The organism is Amycolatopsis sp. N2S4-7, from assembly GCF_058119595.1.
Window position 1 is genome coordinate 7184478 of the sequence record NZ_CP172299.1, and the last position, 13917, is coordinate 7198394.

Genomic DNA, 13917 nt, shown 5'->3' on the forward strand with positions numbered 1-13917 from the left:
GTCCTGGGCCTCAGCCGAGGAGGTTGCGGGACATGGCCGTCGTGACCGCGGCCGTGCGGTCCGAGACGCCCAGCTTGCCGAACACCCGCAGCAGGTGGGTCTTCACCGTCGCCTCGCTGATGTGCAGCGCCCGGCCGATGTCGGCGTTCGTGCCGCCCTTCGCGACCAGCCGCAGGACCTCGACCTCGCGCGCCGACAGCGGCTGGGGTTCCGGGTTGCGGACCCGGTTGACCAGCTTCCCGGCCACCGACGGCGCCAGCACCGTCTCCCCGCGCGCCGCCGCGCGGATCGCGTTCGCCAGCTCCGTGCGGGACGCGTCCTTCAGCAGGTAGCCGGACGCGCCGGCCTCCACCGCGAGCAGGATGTCGGCGTCCGTCTCGTACGTCGTGAGCACGACGATCCGCCGCCCGGGCTGCTCGCGCAGGATCCGCTTCGTCGCGCCGACGCCGTCGAGCCCGGGCATCCGCAGGTCCATCAGGACGACGTCGGGCTGGGCGACGCGGTCGAGCGCGACGGCTTCGTCGCCGGAGCCCGCTTCGCCGACGACCGTCAGGTCGGGTTCGGCTTCGAGCATGCCGCGGAGGCCTTCGCGGACGACGGGGTGGTCGTCGACGAGCATGATGCGGATCACGCGGGCACCTCCAGGGTGAGTTCGGTGCCGCTGGGGCCACTCCGGACGCTCAGTGTGCCACCCACCTGCTCGGCACGGGACCGCATGCCGCGCAGCCCGAAGCCGCTGGCGGAGTCCGGGTCGAAGCCGGTGCCGTCGTCCCGCACGGACAGCCGCACCGAGGAATCCACAGTGGACAACCGCACCGACACCGACGACGCCGCCGCGTGCCGCCGGACGTTGTTCAGCGCCTCCTGCGCTCCCCGCAGCAGGACCACCTCGGCCGCCATGCCGATCGGCGGCAGCGCACCGTCCACTTCGTACCGCAGCGAGACGCCCGTCTCGTCGGCGAGCCGGTCGGCCTGGCGGCGGACGGCGTCGACGAGGGACCCGGCCGCGAGGTCCGCCGGCGCCAGCGCCGCGACCATCGTGCGGGCCTCGTCGAGGTTCTCCCGCGCCGTGCGGGCCGCCAGTTCGACGTGCCGCCGCGCCGCGGCCGGGTCGTTGTCCAATTCGGACTCGATGGCCTGGGCGAGCGTGACGATGCTGGTGAAACCCTGCGCCAGGGTGTCGTGGATCTCCCTCGCGAGCCGTTCGCGCTCGGCCGCGGTGCCCGCCTCCCGGGAGAGCCGGGCGACCTCGGCCTGGCTCTCCTCGAGCCGCGTGATCAGGTCCGCCCGCTCCCGGCTCTCCTCGACGACGTGCAGGATGAACTTGCCCGACAGCACGCCGAACACGACGAGGATCGCCGTCATCGGCAGCAGGATGTGCAGCGACGGGCCCTGCAATCCGTCGTTGGCGATCGACGACGCGGGGCTCAGCAGGATCGCCACCGTGGTGACCACCGCGGCCGGGCGGAACTCGAGCGTCGAGAACACCAGCGGGCACACCATGAACAGGATGAAGCTGGCCGTGGTGTTGGCGAACATCGCGACCGCGACCAGCGCCAGGACCAGCAGGGCCAGGACCCACCGCTTGCGCACGTGCCCGTCGACGCGCGTCACCCGCCGTCCCCACAGCAGGTAGGTCAGCGCGAGCGCGGTGAGCGCCCCGACCGCGACGACGGCGCGCACCGGATCGGTTTCGTCCAGCAGCACCAGCGTCGTCGTGGCCAGGTACGCCACGGCGAAGAGGACCTCCCAGAGCCAGTTGAACCGGTCCCAGGCGTCCTTCACTTCGCGTCGGTCCACCGGAAGGTCAGCCGCGCCAGCACCGCGCCCACCACGCACCAGATCCCCAGCACCAGCGCCACCCGCGGAAGTTCCCATGTCCCGGCCATCTCCATCCTCACCGCGCCGTCCGGCAGGAACACCGACCGGAAACCCTGGCAGATCCACTTCAGCGGGAAGAACGACGCGATGTCCACCATAATCTTCGGCAGGTTCGTGATCGGCGTGACGAACACGCCCGAGATGAACTGCAGCACCAGGTAGAGCATCTGCACGACGGCGACCGCGCCGGTGGCGGACTTCGCGAGCGAGCTGAGCGCGATCCCGAGCAGCGTGCACGACACGATGCCGAGCGCGAACACCCACAGCAGCGTCAGCCACTTCGCCGGGTCCGAGGGCAGCTCCAGCCCGAACAGCAGCACGCTGACCGCGACCATCAGCACGGTCTGGGCGAGGCTCGACACCGCGACCAGCACCATCTTGCCGACGAAGTAGGACGACGACGGCATCGGCGTGCCGCGAAGGCGTTTGAGCGCCCCGCTTTCCCGGTCGGCCGAGACGCCGGTCGCGATGCTGTTGAACGACGTCGAAACGATGCCGGAGCCGATCATCCCGGCCGCCAGCAGCTGCCCGGAGGTGACTCCCTGCAGTGCCGTCGGACCGTCCAGGATGGACCCGAGCAGGATCATCAGCACCGCAGGCAGGGAGAAGGTGAAGACCACCTGTTCCTTGTGGCGGAAGAACTGCCGCAGCTCCGCGCCGCCGCGGGCGAACCCCAGCGCGAGCGGGCCGGGCAGGGCCACAGCCGCGTTTCGGGGGTTCCGGGTGGCGGAGCCCCCGGCCTGGGGCGAAGCCCCGGGTGTCGCGGCGGTCATGCCTTGTCTCCGATCAGGTCCAGGTAGATGTCCTCCAGGCTCGGCCTGGTCACGGTCAGCCCGCCGAGCTCCCTACCCCCAGCAGAGAGCTCGGTGACGAGCTTGGTCGGGTACGCGGTCCGCTCGACGTGCTCGCCGCGTTCGTCGACCCAGCGCACGGTGGCTTCGGCGGCGGCCCGCCCGCCGAGGTTCCGCGGGGTGTCCTGCGCGACGATCTCGCCGCGCGCGATCACGGCGACGCGGTCGGCGAGCGCTTCGGCCTCGTCGAGGTAGTGGGTGGTCAGCAGGATGGTGGTGCCTTCGGCGGCGAGGTCGCTGATCAGCGTCCAGAACTGCCGCCGCGCCTCCGGGTCGAAGCCGGTGGTCGGCTCGTCGAGGAAGAGCAGCTCGGGCCGGCCGATGATGCCGAGCGCGACGTCGACGCGGCGCCGCTGCCCGCCGGAGAGCGACTTGACCCGGGCCCCGGCCTTCTCGGCGAGCCCGACCTTCTCGATCACCTCGTCGGGGTCGCGCGGGTCGGGGTAGTACTTCGCGAAGTGCCGGACGGTCTCGGCGACGCTCAGCTCGGCGGCGTCGTTCGCCGTCTGCAGGACGATGCCGAGGCGTGACCGCCAGGCCCGCCCGGCCTTGCCGGGGTCCTCGCCGAGCACGCTGACCTCGCCGGCCGTCCGCTGCCGGTGGCCTTCGAGGATCTCGACGGTCGTGGTCTTCCCGGCGCCGTTCGGGCCGAGCAGGGAGAACACCTCGCCCTGCTCGATGTCGAGGTCCAGCCCGGCCACCGCGAGGTGGCCGGGGTACTGCTTGCGCAGGCCGCGCACGCTGACTGCTGTGGTCATGGCTTACAGCCTGGCCGCCCGCAGCGGCGGAGCCGAGCACCGCTCAGCTGAATCCGGCTGTCCACCGATCGGTGGACAGAGACGTCGGCTGTTTCCCGTGGAACCACGAAAACGCTGTCACACAAACAAAAACGCGCGCCGATCCTGAACTTCCGGCAACACGGCACCGCCGCGCGGGTGAACACTGCTGTTGACAGGTTGTCTAACATGACAGAATGTCTCACAAGTGGGTGACCGCCAGCGACGGTGTCCGCCTCTCGGTCCACATCGACGGCCGGGCCGACGGGCCCACGGTCGTGCTCGTGCACGGCTATCCCGACAACAGCTCGATGTGGGGCGGGGTGGCCGCCGAACTGGGCGCGAAACACCGCGTCGTCACCTACGACGTCCGCGGGGCGGGACAGTCGGACAAGCCGTCGGGACGCGCGTCCTACCGGCTGGACCAGCTGGCCGACGACCTGCGCGCGGTCGTCGACGAGGTGCAGCCCGCCGGCAAGGTGCACCTGGTCGCGCACGACTGGGGCTCCATCCAGGCGTGGCACGCCGTCACCGGCGAGGGCCTGCGCGGCCGGATCGCTTCCTACACGTCGATCTCCGGCCCGAACCTCGACCACGCCGGCGCCTGGTTCCGCGCCCAGCTCACCCGTCCGACGCCGAAACGGCTCAAGAACGCCCTGAGCCAGTTCCTGCACTCCTGGTACATCCTCGCCTTCCAGGTGCCGCTCATCCCGGACCTGCTGTGGCGCACCGGCCTGCTGGGCAAGCAGATCCAGCGCATGGAGCCGGACGCCGCGCCGCCGGAGAAGTCCGACGGCCTGCACGGGCTGGAGCTGTACCGCGCCAACATGTTCACCCGGCTGTCGCGACCCGCGCCGCGCGCCGCCGACGTCCCGGTGCAGGTCCTGGCCCCGACCGGCGACGCCTACGTCACGACGCCGCTGCAGACCGAAGTCGCCCGCTGGGTGCCCGACCTGCGGATCCGCCGGATCGTCGGGACGCACTGGGTGACCAGGGCCCGGCCGCAGGTGGTGGCCGCCGCGGCCGCCGAGCTGATCGAGTACGCCGAGACCGGTACCGAAAGCCGCGCGCTGCGTCAGGCCCGCGTCGGCGCTGGACCCTTCGCGCACAAGCTCGTCGTCGTCACCGGGGCGGGCAGCGGGATCGGCCGCGCGACCGCACTCGCCTTCGCCGAGCGGGGCGCCGACGTCGTCATCACCGACATCGACCAGGCTTCGGCCGCGGAAACCCTGAAACTGCTGGGCGAACACGGCCTCGCCGAGTACACAGTGGACTCCTCGGACGGCGACGCCGTGCACCGCTTCGCCGAGCGCGTCCGCGCCGAGCACGGCGTCCCGGACGTCGTGGTCAACAACGCCGGCATCGGGATGTCCGGCCCGTTCCTCGACACCTCGGTCGAGGACTGGGAACGCGTCATCGACGTCAACCTCTGGGGCGTGATCCACGGCTGCCGCGCGTTCGCGCCGATGCTCGCCGAGCGCGGCGAAGGCGGCCAGATCGTCAACCTCGCTTCGGCGGCCGCCTACCTGCCGTCGAAGATCCTCTCCGCCTACGCCACGACGAAGTCCGCCGTGCTGACGTTGAGCATCTGCCTGCGAGCCGAGCTGGCCGCGGACCACATCGGCGTCACGGCGGTGTGCCCCGGCATCGTGAAGACGAACATCACGAACACGACCCGGTTCGTCGGGGTGTCCGAAGAGGAGCAACGACGGCGTCAGCAGTCGAGCTCGAAGCTCTACGCCCGGCGCGGGTTCGGCCCGGCGGGGGTCGCGCGGGACATCCTGCGTGCCGTGGAAAAGGACATCGCGATCGCTCCGTCCACTCCGGAGGCGAAGGCCGCGCTGGTCCTTTCGCGACTGACACCCGGCCTGCTCCGCAAGGCCGCGAAGCTGGACCTGACGCCGTGAGCCGACCGCGGCGGATGACGCCGCAGGCCCGCCGCGAGGACCTGATCCGGGCGGCGCTGGACCTGTTCGGTTCGCGGGCGCCCGAGCTGGTGACCGTGGACGACATCGTCGCGCGCGCCGAGGTGTCGCGGCCGTTGTTCTACCGGTACTTCTCCAGCCTGCGCGAGCTGCAGGTGGAGGCCCTGCGCACGGTCACCGACGGGCTCATCGACGGCCTGGCGGGGCTCGAGGAAGGGCCGCCGGAGGTGCGGCTGCGCGCGGCCGTCCGCGGCCTGATCGACGTCGCCGACCACTACCGCGCGGGCTACATCGCGCTGCTGCGCGGCGGTTCGGTGATCGCGACGTCCGAGACGGACGCGGCGGTCGACGAGGTCCGCAACCGCGCGGTGGCGCTGATCCTGGACGCGCTCGGCGTCGAAGATCCTTCGCCGCTGCTGTCGCTGACCCTGCGGTGCTGGACGGCGGTTGTCGAGGGTGCCCTGCTGAGCTGGCTCCAGGAACGCACGCTCCCGCGCGAATCCCTGGACACCTGGCTCGTCGACCAGCTCACGGCCATGCTCGGGGCCACCGCACAGCACGAACCGGCCGGCGCCGCGCAGGCACCGGCCGGTTGACGAGCGTCAGTGCTTGGTGACCAGTTCCCAGCCCTCGACGTCCTCGGGCGTGCGCGGCGCCGGGCCGACGTACTTGGCCGACGGCCGCACCAGGCGGCCGGTCCGCTTCTGCTCCAGGATGTGCGCGGCCCAGCCGGCGGTGCGGGCCGAGCTGAACATCGCGGGCATCATGTGCGGCGGGACCTGCGCGAAGTCCAGGATCACGGCGGCCCAGAACTCGACGTTGGTCTCGATCGGGTGATCCGGGCGCCGCTCGCGCAGCTCCTTCAGCGCCGCCTGCTCCAGCGCGGCGGCCGCCTCGTAGCGGGTCGCGCCCAGCTCCTGGCAGGTCCGGCGCAGCACGCGCGCCCGCGGGTCCTCGGCGCGGTAGACGCGGTGGCCGAAGCCCATCAGGCGTTCCTTGCGGTCGAGGATGCCCTTGACCAGGCCCGCGGGGTCGCCGGTCCGCTCGACCTCTTCGATCATCGGCAGCACGCGCGCCGGCGCGCCGCCGTGCAGCGGGCCGGACATGGCGCCGATCGCGCCCGACATGGCCGCCGCGACGTCCGCCCCGGTGGAGGCGATGACGCGGGCGGTGAAGGTCGACGCGTTGAGGCCGTGCTCGGCGGCCGACACCCAGTAGGCGTCCAGCGCCTTGACGTGCGCGGGGTCCGGCTCGCCGCGCCAGCGGATCAGGAACCGCTCGGTGATCGAGTGGGCCTCGTCGACGCGGGTCTGCGGCACGGCGGGCTGGCCGATGCCGCGAGCCGACTGCGCGACGTAGGACAGCGCCATCACCGAAGCGCGGGCCAGCTGCTCACGGGCTTCTTCGTCGGTGATGTCGAGCAGCGGGCGGTAGCCCCAGATCGGCGCGAGCATCGCCAGCGCGGCCTGGACGTCCACCCGGACGTCGCCGGTGTGCACCGGCAGCGGGAACGGCTCGGCGGGCGGCAGGCCGTGGCCGAAGCGGCCGTCCACGAGGAGGCCCCATACGTCACCGAAGGTCACCTTGCCGGCGAGGTCCTCGATGTCGACGCCGCGGTAGCGCAGCGCACCGCCGTCCCGGTCGGGTTCGGCGATTTCGGTGTGGAAGGCGACGACGCCCTCCAGACCCGGTCGGAAGCCGTCGTCGGGTTGGCCGGACGGCTGTGGCTTGCTGATCGTGGAGGTAGTCACTGTTTCGCGAAACCTTTCGGTGCGCCTTTTCCCCGGCTGGTTGGTGCTGGTCGCGCGGTTGGAAGAGCGCACACAACGCGCGCCACATCGCACGGATGGATAGACCTTGCTCTCTTGACCGGCGACTGGCAATCGAAAGATGCGGTGGTTTCGGTCACGATTACGAGAACGATTCAGTCACCGAAGCTGTCCGGCAGGAGAATTTTTCGCCACGGACTGTGACGAAGCCCAGGTAAATCCTGTGTTTCCGAACCGGGCGCTGCCGCCGCGCGGGTGATAGACCTAGCTGATGCACCTCAGCCCGCAGGAGCGCGACAAGCTGCTCATCCACGTGGCGGCCGACGTCGCGCGGAAGCGGCTGGACCGAGGCGTCCGGCTCAACTACCCGGAAGCGGTCGCGCTGATCACCGACCACGTCCTCGAAGGGGCCCGCGACGGGCGCACGGTCAGCGAGCTGGTCTCCAGCGGGCGCTCCGTGCTCTCCCGGGCGCAGGTGCTCGACGGCGTGCCGGAGATGGTCGACTCCGTGCAGGTCGAGGCCACTTTCCCGGACGGCACGAAGCTCGTCACCGTGCACGACCCGATCGTCTGAGAGGTCTTGGATGCGCCCTGGCGAGATCATCCCCGGCGACGGGCCGGTCGAGCTGAACCCCGGCCGCCCGCGCGTCCGGCTGCTCGTGCGGAACCTCGGCGACCGGCCGGTGCAGGTCGGCTCGCACTACCACTTCGCCGCGGTCAACCCTGGCCTGGAGTTCGACCGGGACGCCGCCCGCGGCCACCGGCTCGACGTCCCGGCCGGGACGTCGGTGCGGTTCGAACCGGGCGTCGAACGGGAAGTCGATCTTGTTCCGCTCGCCGGGGCTCGTCGCGTGCCGGGGCTGCGGTCCGAATTCGCCGGGGAGTTCTGAGATGGCGCAGATCGACCGCGAGCGCTACGCCGAGCTGTTCGGCCCGACCGCCGGCGACCGCATCCGGCTCGCCGACACCGACCTGCTGATCGAGGTCACCGAAGACCGGTCGATGGGCCCCGGCGGCTCCGGCGACGAGGTGCTCTTCGGCGGCGGCAAGGTCATCCGCGAGTCCATGGGCCAGGGGATGGCGACGCGCGCCGAGGGCGCGCCGGACCTGATCATCACCGGCGCCGTGATCCTCGACCACTGGGGCGTGGTCAAGGCCGACGTCGGCGTGCGCGACGGCCGGATCGTCGGGATCGGCAAGGCGGGCAACCCGGACACGATGGACGGCGTCGACCCCGCGCTGGTCATCGGGCCGTCCACCGAGGTGCTGGCCGGCAACGGCAAGATCCTCACCGCCGGTGGCATCGACTGCCACGTCCACTTCATCTGCCCGCAGCTCGTCGACACGGCGCTGGCCTCGGGACTGACCACTTTGGTCGGTGGCGGGACCGGTCCGTCCGAAGGGACCAAGGCGACCACGGTGACGCCCGGCGCGTGGAACCTCGGCCGGATGCTGTCCGCCATGGACGGTTACCCGGTCAACGTCCTGTTGCTGGGCAAGGGGAACACCGTCCGGCACGAGGCCCTGCGTGAGCAGCTGGCGGCCGGCGCGGGCGGCTTCAAGCTCCACGAAGACTGGGGTACGACGCCGGCGGCGATCGACGCGTGCCTGACGGTGGCCGACGAAGCCGGCGTCCAGGTGGCCATCCACACGGACACCCTGAACGAGGCCGGCTTCCTGGAGTCCACTGTGGACGCCATCGGCGGCCGCTCGATCAACGCGTACCACACCGAAGGCGCGGGCGGCGGGCACGCGCCGGACATCATCCAGGTCGTCTCGCTGCCGAACGTGCTGCCGTCGTCGACCAACCCGACCCGGCCGCACACGGCCAACACCCTCGACGAGCACCTCGACATGCTGGTCGTCTGCCACCACCTGAACCCGTCGGTGCCCGAGGACCTCGCCTTCGCCGAAAGCCGGATCCGGCCGACGACGATCGCCGCCGAAGACGTGCTGCACGACATGGGCGCCATCTCGATGATGAGCTCGGACTCGCAGGCGATGGGCCGGATCGGCGAGGTGATCATCCGGACCTGGCAGACCGCGCACGTGATGAAACGCCGTCGCGGCGCCCTCCCCGGCGACGGCGCGGCCGACAACCTGCGCGCGCGTCGCTATGTCGCCAAATACACGATCAACCCGGCCATCGCGCACGGCATGGAGACCGAGATCGGCTCGGTCGAGGTCGGCAAGCTCGCCGACCTGGTGCTGTGGGAGCCGAAGTTCTTCGGCGTCCGCCCGCACGTGGTACTCAAGGGCGGCTTTCCGGCGTGGGCGGCGATGGGCGACGCGAACGCGTCCATCCCGACGCCGCAGCCGGTCATGGCCCGGCCCATGTTCGGCGCGTCGATCGGAGCCGCGCTGAGCCTGCACTTCGTCGCACCGTCCGCTTTGGACAGCGGGCTGCGCGAGACGTTCGGCATCACGCGTCCGCTGGTGGCCGTGTCGAACATGCGCGCGCGGACCAAGGCGGACATGGTGCTCAACGACGCCACGCCGGACGTCCGCGTCGAGCCGGACAGCTTCGCGGTGCACGTCGACGGCGAGCTGGTCGAACCGCAACCGGTGACGGAACTGCCGATGGCGCAACGGTACTTCCTCTTCTGATGGACCTCTCGGCGCTGATCCTCGCGGACTCCCGCTTCCCCGGCGGCGGGCACGTCCACAGTGGCGGGTTGGAGGAAGTCGTTTCCCGTCGCCTGGTGACGTCCGTGCGGGACCTCCCGGGATTCCTTTCCGGACGGTTGCGGACGGCGGGCTTCCTGGCCGCGGTTTTCGCCGCTGCTTCGGCACATGCCGCCGCGCGCTCTGTTTCTCCTGGACACTGGTCCCTGTTGGACGCCGAGCTGGACGCCCGTACTCCGTCGCTCGCGCAGCGGGAAGCGTCACGGGCACAGGGACGGGGGACCGCGCGGGCCGGCCGGATCGCGTGGCCGTCGCCGGTCCTTTCTTCCTTGCTGGACGAGACTCCGCGTCCCTACCACCCCGTCGTGCTTGGCGCATTGGTGGGTGTTGCCGGTGGTTCGCCGTTCGACGCGGCGATGGCGGTCGCCTATCTGTCGGTGAGCGGCCCGGCGAGTGCGGTCGTGCGGCTGCTGGGGCTGGATCCCTTCGCCGTCAACGCTGTTGTCGCGCGGCTCGATCTGCGTTCGGTTTGCTCGGACGCGGCGGCCGTGGCGGGGGACGACCCGGCGTCGTTGCCGTCGCCGGGGTCGCCCGCGTTGGATCTGTTCGCCGAGGCCCACGCCCGGCACCACCAGGAAGAGGTGCGTCTCTTTGCCAGCTGAAGGCATGGACATCGAACAGCACGGCCACGGTCATGGACACTTCCACGAGGTCAGCTTCGACCCGACGGCCGCCGAACCGGACCACTACGAAGCGGCGCCGACCGCCGGGCGCGCGTACCGGATCGGCATCGGCGGCCCAGTCGGCTCGGGCAAGACCGCGCTGACGGCGGCGCTGTGCCGGGCGCTCGGCGACGAGGTCAACCTCGCCGTCGTGACGAACGACATCTACACGACCGAGGACGCGGACTTCCTGCGCCGCGCGGGCGTCCTCGACCCCGAGCGGATCGAGGCGGTGCAGACGGGCGCGTGCCCGCACACCGCGATCCGCGACGACATCACCGCGAACCTGGACGCCGTCGAGCGGCTGGAGGAGAAGTTCCCCGGCCTGGACCTGGTGATCATCGAGAGCGGCGGGGACAACCTGACGGCGGTGTTCAGCCGCGGCCTGGCCGACAGCCAGGTGTTCGTGGTGGACGTCGCGGGCGGCGACAAGGTGCCGCGCAAGGGCGGCCCCGGCGTCACGACGGCGGACCTGCTGGTGATCAACAAGACCGACATCGCGCACCTGGTCGGCGCGGACATGGACGTGATGACGTCGGACGCGCACCGGATGCGCGGTCCGCTGCCGGTGATCACGCAGTCTCTTGTGGACACCCCGGATGCGCCGGCGGTCGCGGACTGGGTGCGTTCCCTGCTGTGAAAGCCCACGCCCGGTTGACCGCGTGCTTCGACGGTTCGCGCACGGTGTTGCGGGAGCTGCGGTCGATGGCGCCGCTGACGTTGTTCCCCCGCCGGTGGTCCGGCCCGACGGCGGTGGTGCACCTGGTCAACTCGGCGACCTCGCCGTTGGGTGGGGATGACCTGCTGCTCACGGTTCGGGTGGGGCCGGGTGCTTCCCTTCGGTTGTCCGGGGTGGCGGCAACTCTGGCTCTGCCCGGCCTGCACGGCGAGTCGTCCTTGTCCACTGTGGATGTTCTCGTGGAAGCGGGTGGGTCGCTGGAGTACCTGCCCGAGCCGACGGTGATCACGGCGCGGGCCCGGCACACGGCGGTTTTCCGGGCTTCGCTGGCTTCCGATGCGTATCTGCACACGCGGGAGGTGCTGGTGCTGGGCCGGGCCGGGGAGAGGCCGGGCTCGATGACGACTTCGTTGTCGGTCACCCGGGGTGCGGTGCCGGTGCTGCGGCAGACGCTTTCGGTCGGGGATGCGGGGTTGGACGGGAGCTTGGCGGTGCTCGCGGGCCGCCGGGTGCTCGCCACGGATTTGGAGGTCGGTGGGCGGGAACTCCCGGCGGCCTCGGGTGAGTGGTGGTCCCGCAGCCCGCTCGCCGCCGGCGGCTCGCTGGTGACTTCGCTGGCCCCGGACGCCGTGACGGCGATGAAGGGCCTGGCCGAGTCAGGAGCCGCGGCGTTCTGAGCAGCCCCCGTTTTCCACGCTACCCGGGAGCACCGACGGTTTCGGTGGATCGCGCCGCTCGCCGGAGAAAGCCCCCTGCGCCTTCTCCGGCGAGCGGAACCTTCAGAACTTCGTGCCCAGCCAGGTCATCGCCGCCGGGCCGCCGATCGAGACTCCGGCGATGTGTTCCAGCAGCGGGAATTCCTGCCACGTCACCGCCGCGCCCTGGGCGCGCCACCGGTCCCGCAACGCCGCGCCGACGCTGAAGGGGATCAGCTCGTCCAAAGTCCCGTGGTACAGGTAGACCGGCGGCTTCGGCTTCGCCGTCCCCAGGTAGTTCTCGGCCAGCCGGGCCTGCCAGTGCGGCTCGTGGATCGGGTCCGGCACCGTCACGAAGTCCTGCAGGTGCGCGAACGGCGCCGCCGCGCCCAGTTCGATCGTGCACGCCTTCGACACACGGGCCACCGCGTCGCGGCCGCGGTCGTTCAGGATCGAGGCGAACGGCACGTCGTCGTACGCCGCCGCGAAACCGGTCGCCGCGCCGAGGACCAGGCCGAACGCCGCGCCGCCGTCGTTGGCCGCGAACACCGCGTTCAGGTCCGCCGGTACCCCGCCCGCCGCCACGCCGGTCACGTTCAGCGAAGGCGCGTACGTGCCTTGCAGCTCGGCCGCCCACGCCGCGGCCTGGCCGCCCTGCGAGTAGCCGAACACGCCGACCGGGCCGGAAGGGGACAAGCCGGCGCCGGGCACCTCGAACGCCGCCCGCGCCGCGTCGAGCACCGCCCGGCCCTCGGACTGCCCGACCGCGTACGTGTGCGTCCCCGGCGTGCCGAGGCCTTCGTAGTCGGTGACGACGACCGCCCACCCCTGCGACAACGCCTGGGCCAGCAACGCGCTTTCGTTCTCGATGCCGTGCGCGAGGAGGTTCGACGGCGCGCACTGGTCGCCGAGCCCGTGCGTGCCCACCGCGTACGTGATCAGCGGCCGCGGACCGCCGCGCAGCCACGGCGTCGGCGGCACCAGCAGCGTCCCGGAGACCGCGTCCGGCTCGCCGGTCGCCGACGTCGAGCGGTACACGAGGTGCCACGCCTGGACCGGCGCCGGGAACGGACCCACGAACACGGTGGTGGGCCGCTGCGAGAGCAGCACCCCCGGATCCGCGTGGGCCGCGGGCGCGGCCACGACGAAGAGGAGGGTGACGGCGACCAGTAACCGACGAAGCATCGTTGCCTCCGGCCGTTTGGTAATCGAAGTTTTCACAAATTAGCCAGCCGGGTAGGATCTGGCAATCCCTCAGAAGGAGGAGACGACCGGTGGCTCGCACGTACGGCGGCGTCGCGCCCGAGCAACGCCGTGCCGACCGTCGCGAGCGGCTGCTCACGGCCGCTCTCGAGCTCTTCGCCTCCACCGGTTTCCGGCACACCAAGATCACCGAGGTCTGCACCCGCGCGGGGGTGTCGACGAGGAACTTCTACGAGGAGTTCACCGGCAAGGAGGACGTCCTCCGCACCCTCCACGACCGGATCAACAGCCTCGCGCTCGAGCACGTCACGGCCGCGCTCGACGAGGTCGCCGACGCCGACGCCATGACCCGCATCGCCACCCTGCTCGACGTCTTCATCGAGACGGTCACCGTGGACCCCCGGCTGCCGCGGCTCAACTACGTCGAAGCGGTCGGCGTCAGCGCGGAGCTGGAGGAGCAGCACCAGGTGTGGGTCGACCGCTGGGCGACCTTCATCGAGACCGAGGCGCGGCGCGCCGCCGAACACGGCGTCGCGCCCGACCGCGACTACCGGCTGACGGCGATCGCGCTGGTCGGCGCGGCCACCGGGCTGCTGCGCGAGTGGCAGGCGCACGAGCCGCCGCTGCCGGTCGAAGACGTCGGCGGGGAGCTGCGGGCGCTGATGCTGGCGGCCATCATGCGGCCGGAAAAAATCTTGGAAGCCCCGGGCAACCCCGGCGCGCCCGCGGACGTGAAACAGTCGAGCCGGGAGGGGGAGCAGGGGGGAACCCGGCGAACGTGAAGGCCCTTT

Annotated in this window: 15 protein-coding genes; 9 read left to right on the forward strand and 6 right to left on the reverse strand. The window is 71.3% G+C overall.

Features of this window, described 5'->3' with window-relative positions; all coding sequences use genetic code 11:
- Positions 1-10 precede the first annotated feature (10 nt).
- Genes ACH54P_RS34100 through ACH54P_RS34115 form a run of 4 tightly spaced genes read right to left on the reverse strand, consistent with a single transcriptional unit; the run spans position 11 to position 3490 of the window.
- On the reverse strand, positions 11-631 hold the full coding sequence (locus tag ACH54P_RS34100; protein WP_489907409.1) for a response regulator: 621 nt from the start codon (positions 629-631) through the stop codon (positions 11-13).
- Positions 628-1785: a sensor histidine kinase gene (locus ACH54P_RS34105; RefSeq protein WP_489916791.1), complete on the reverse strand. Its 1158-nt coding sequence runs from the start codon at positions 1783-1785 to the stop codon at positions 628-630. Before ACH54P_RS34105 ends, ACH54P_RS34100 begins: the two co-directional genes overlap by 4 nt.
- Entirely contained in the window at positions 1782-2654 is an 873-nt protein-coding gene (locus ACH54P_RS34110) for an ABC transporter permease (RefSeq protein WP_489907410.1), read from the reverse strand. The genes ACH54P_RS34105 and ACH54P_RS34110 overlap by 4 nt, the downstream gene beginning before the upstream one ends.
- Complete coding sequence (locus ACH54P_RS34115; protein WP_489907411.1) at positions 2651-3490, reverse strand: ABC transporter ATP-binding protein; 840 nt, start codon at positions 3488-3490, stop codon at positions 2651-2653. Before ACH54P_RS34115 ends, ACH54P_RS34110 begins: the two co-directional genes overlap by 4 nt.
- Before the next feature lie 230 nt (positions 3491-3720).
- Here ACH54P_RS34115 and ACH54P_RS34120 point away from each other — a divergent pair, with 230 nt between their 5' ends.
- Both ACH54P_RS34120 and ACH54P_RS34125 read left to right on the forward strand, forming a co-directional pair.
- Positions 3721-5415 carry an SDR family oxidoreductase gene (locus ACH54P_RS34120; RefSeq protein ID WP_489916793.1) on the forward strand — a complete coding sequence of 565 codons (1695 nt, stop codon included), beginning with the start codon at positions 3721-3723 and terminating at the stop codon, positions 5413-5415.
- A 14-nt stretch (positions 5416-5429) separates the two neighbouring features.
- Complete coding sequence (locus tag ACH54P_RS34125) at positions 5430-6029, forward strand: TetR/AcrR family transcriptional regulator (protein ID WP_489916795.1); 600 nt, start codon at positions 5430-5432, stop codon at positions 6027-6029.
- A 6-nt stretch (positions 6030-6035) separates the two neighbouring features.
- Here ACH54P_RS34125 and ACH54P_RS34130 read toward each other — a convergent pair whose 3' ends face one another.
- On the reverse strand, positions 6036-7184 hold the full coding sequence (locus ACH54P_RS34130; RefSeq protein WP_086856317.1) for a citrate synthase 2: 1149 nt from the start codon (positions 7182-7184) through the stop codon (positions 6036-6038).
- 289 nt (positions 7185-7473) lie between these two features.
- On the opposite strand from ACH54P_RS34130, the gene ACH54P_RS34135 reads away from it, so the two are divergent.
- The 6 genes from ACH54P_RS34135 to ACH54P_RS34160 are packed head-to-tail and all read left to right on the forward strand — an operon-like array spanning position 7474 to position 11905.
- Entirely contained in the window at positions 7474-7776 is a 303-nt protein-coding gene (locus ACH54P_RS34135; protein ID WP_308673798.1) for an urease subunit gamma, read from the forward strand.
- A 10-nt stretch (positions 7777-7786) separates the two neighbouring features.
- Positions 7787-8092: an urease subunit beta gene (locus ACH54P_RS34140; protein WP_489907412.1), complete on the forward strand. Its 306-nt coding sequence runs from the start codon at positions 7787-7789 to the stop codon at positions 8090-8092.
- Position 8093: 1 nt separating this feature from the next.
- Positions 8094-9809, forward strand: a complete 1716-nt coding sequence (locus tag ACH54P_RS34145; RefSeq protein WP_489907413.1) for an urease subunit alpha — start codon at positions 8094-8096, stop codon at positions 9807-9809.
- The gene (locus tag ACH54P_RS34150; protein ID WP_489907414.1) at positions 9809-10489 is read left to right on the forward strand and encodes an urease accessory protein UreF; all 681 of its coding nucleotides are present in this window, start codon (positions 9809-9811) and stop codon (positions 10487-10489) included. Before ACH54P_RS34145 ends, ACH54P_RS34150 begins: the two co-directional genes overlap by 1 nt.
- Before the next feature lie 4 nt (positions 10490-10493).
- On the forward strand, positions 10494-11189 hold the full coding sequence (gene ureG, locus ACH54P_RS34155; protein WP_489907415.1) for an urease accessory protein UreG: 696 nt from the start codon (positions 10494-10496) through the stop codon (positions 11187-11189).
- Entirely contained in the window at positions 11186-11905 is a 720-nt protein-coding gene (locus ACH54P_RS34160) for an urease accessory protein UreD (RefSeq protein WP_489907416.1), read from the forward strand. Before ureG ends, ACH54P_RS34160 begins: the two co-directional genes overlap by 4 nt.
- 102 nt (positions 11906-12007) lie before the next feature.
- On the opposite strand, the gene ACH54P_RS34165 is transcribed toward ACH54P_RS34160, so the two are convergent.
- Positions 12008-13108 (reverse strand): lipase family protein, encoded by a 1101-nt coding sequence (locus ACH54P_RS34165; RefSeq protein WP_489907417.1) that lies wholly within the window; start codon positions 13106-13108, stop codon positions 12008-12010.
- Between the two features lie 89 nt (positions 13109-13197).
- Here ACH54P_RS34165 and ACH54P_RS34170 point away from each other — a divergent pair, with 89 nt between their 5' ends.
- Positions 13198-13908, forward strand: coding sequence for a TetR/AcrR family transcriptional regulator (locus ACH54P_RS34170; protein WP_489907418.1), 711 nt, complete (start codon positions 13198-13200; stop codon positions 13906-13908).
- Positions 13909-13917 lie beyond the last annotated feature (9 nt).

Excerpts from the sequence above, each read along its gene's own strand:
- ureG (WP_489907415.1), top strand. The coding sequence starts at position 10,494 with ATGGACATCGAACAGCACGGCCACGGTCATGGACACTTCCACGAGGTC.
- ACH54P_RS34125 (WP_489916795.1), top strand. The coding sequence starts at position 5,430 with ATGACGCCGCAGGCCCGCCGCGAGGACCTGATCCGGGCGGCGCTGGAC.
- ACH54P_RS34140 (WP_489907412.1), top strand. The coding sequence starts at position 7,787 with ATGCGCCCTGGCGAGATCATCCCCGGCGACGGGCCGGTCGAGCTGAAC.
- ACH54P_RS34135 (WP_308673798.1), top strand. The coding sequence starts at position 7,474 with ATGCACCTCAGCCCGCAGGAGCGCGACAAGCTGCTCATCCACGTGGCG.
- ACH54P_RS34115 (WP_489907411.1), bottom strand. The coding sequence starts at position 3,490 with ATGACCACAGCAGTCAGCGTGCGCGGCCTGCGCAAGCAGTACCCCGGC.
- ACH54P_RS34145 (WP_489907413.1), top strand. The coding sequence starts at position 8,094 with ATGGCGCAGATCGACCGCGAGCGCTACGCCGAGCTGTTCGGCCCGACC.
- ACH54P_RS34150 (WP_489907414.1), top strand. The coding sequence starts at position 9,809 with ATGGACCTCTCGGCGCTGATCCTCGCGGACTCCCGCTTCCCCGGCGGC.
- ACH54P_RS34110 (WP_489907410.1), bottom strand. The coding sequence starts at position 2,654 with ATGACCGCCGCGACACCCGGGGCTTCGCCCCAGGCCGGGGGCTCCGCC.
- ACH54P_RS34165 (WP_489907417.1), bottom strand. The coding sequence starts at position 13,108 with ATGCTTCGTCGGTTACTGGTCGCCGTCACCCTCCTCTTCGTCGTGGCC.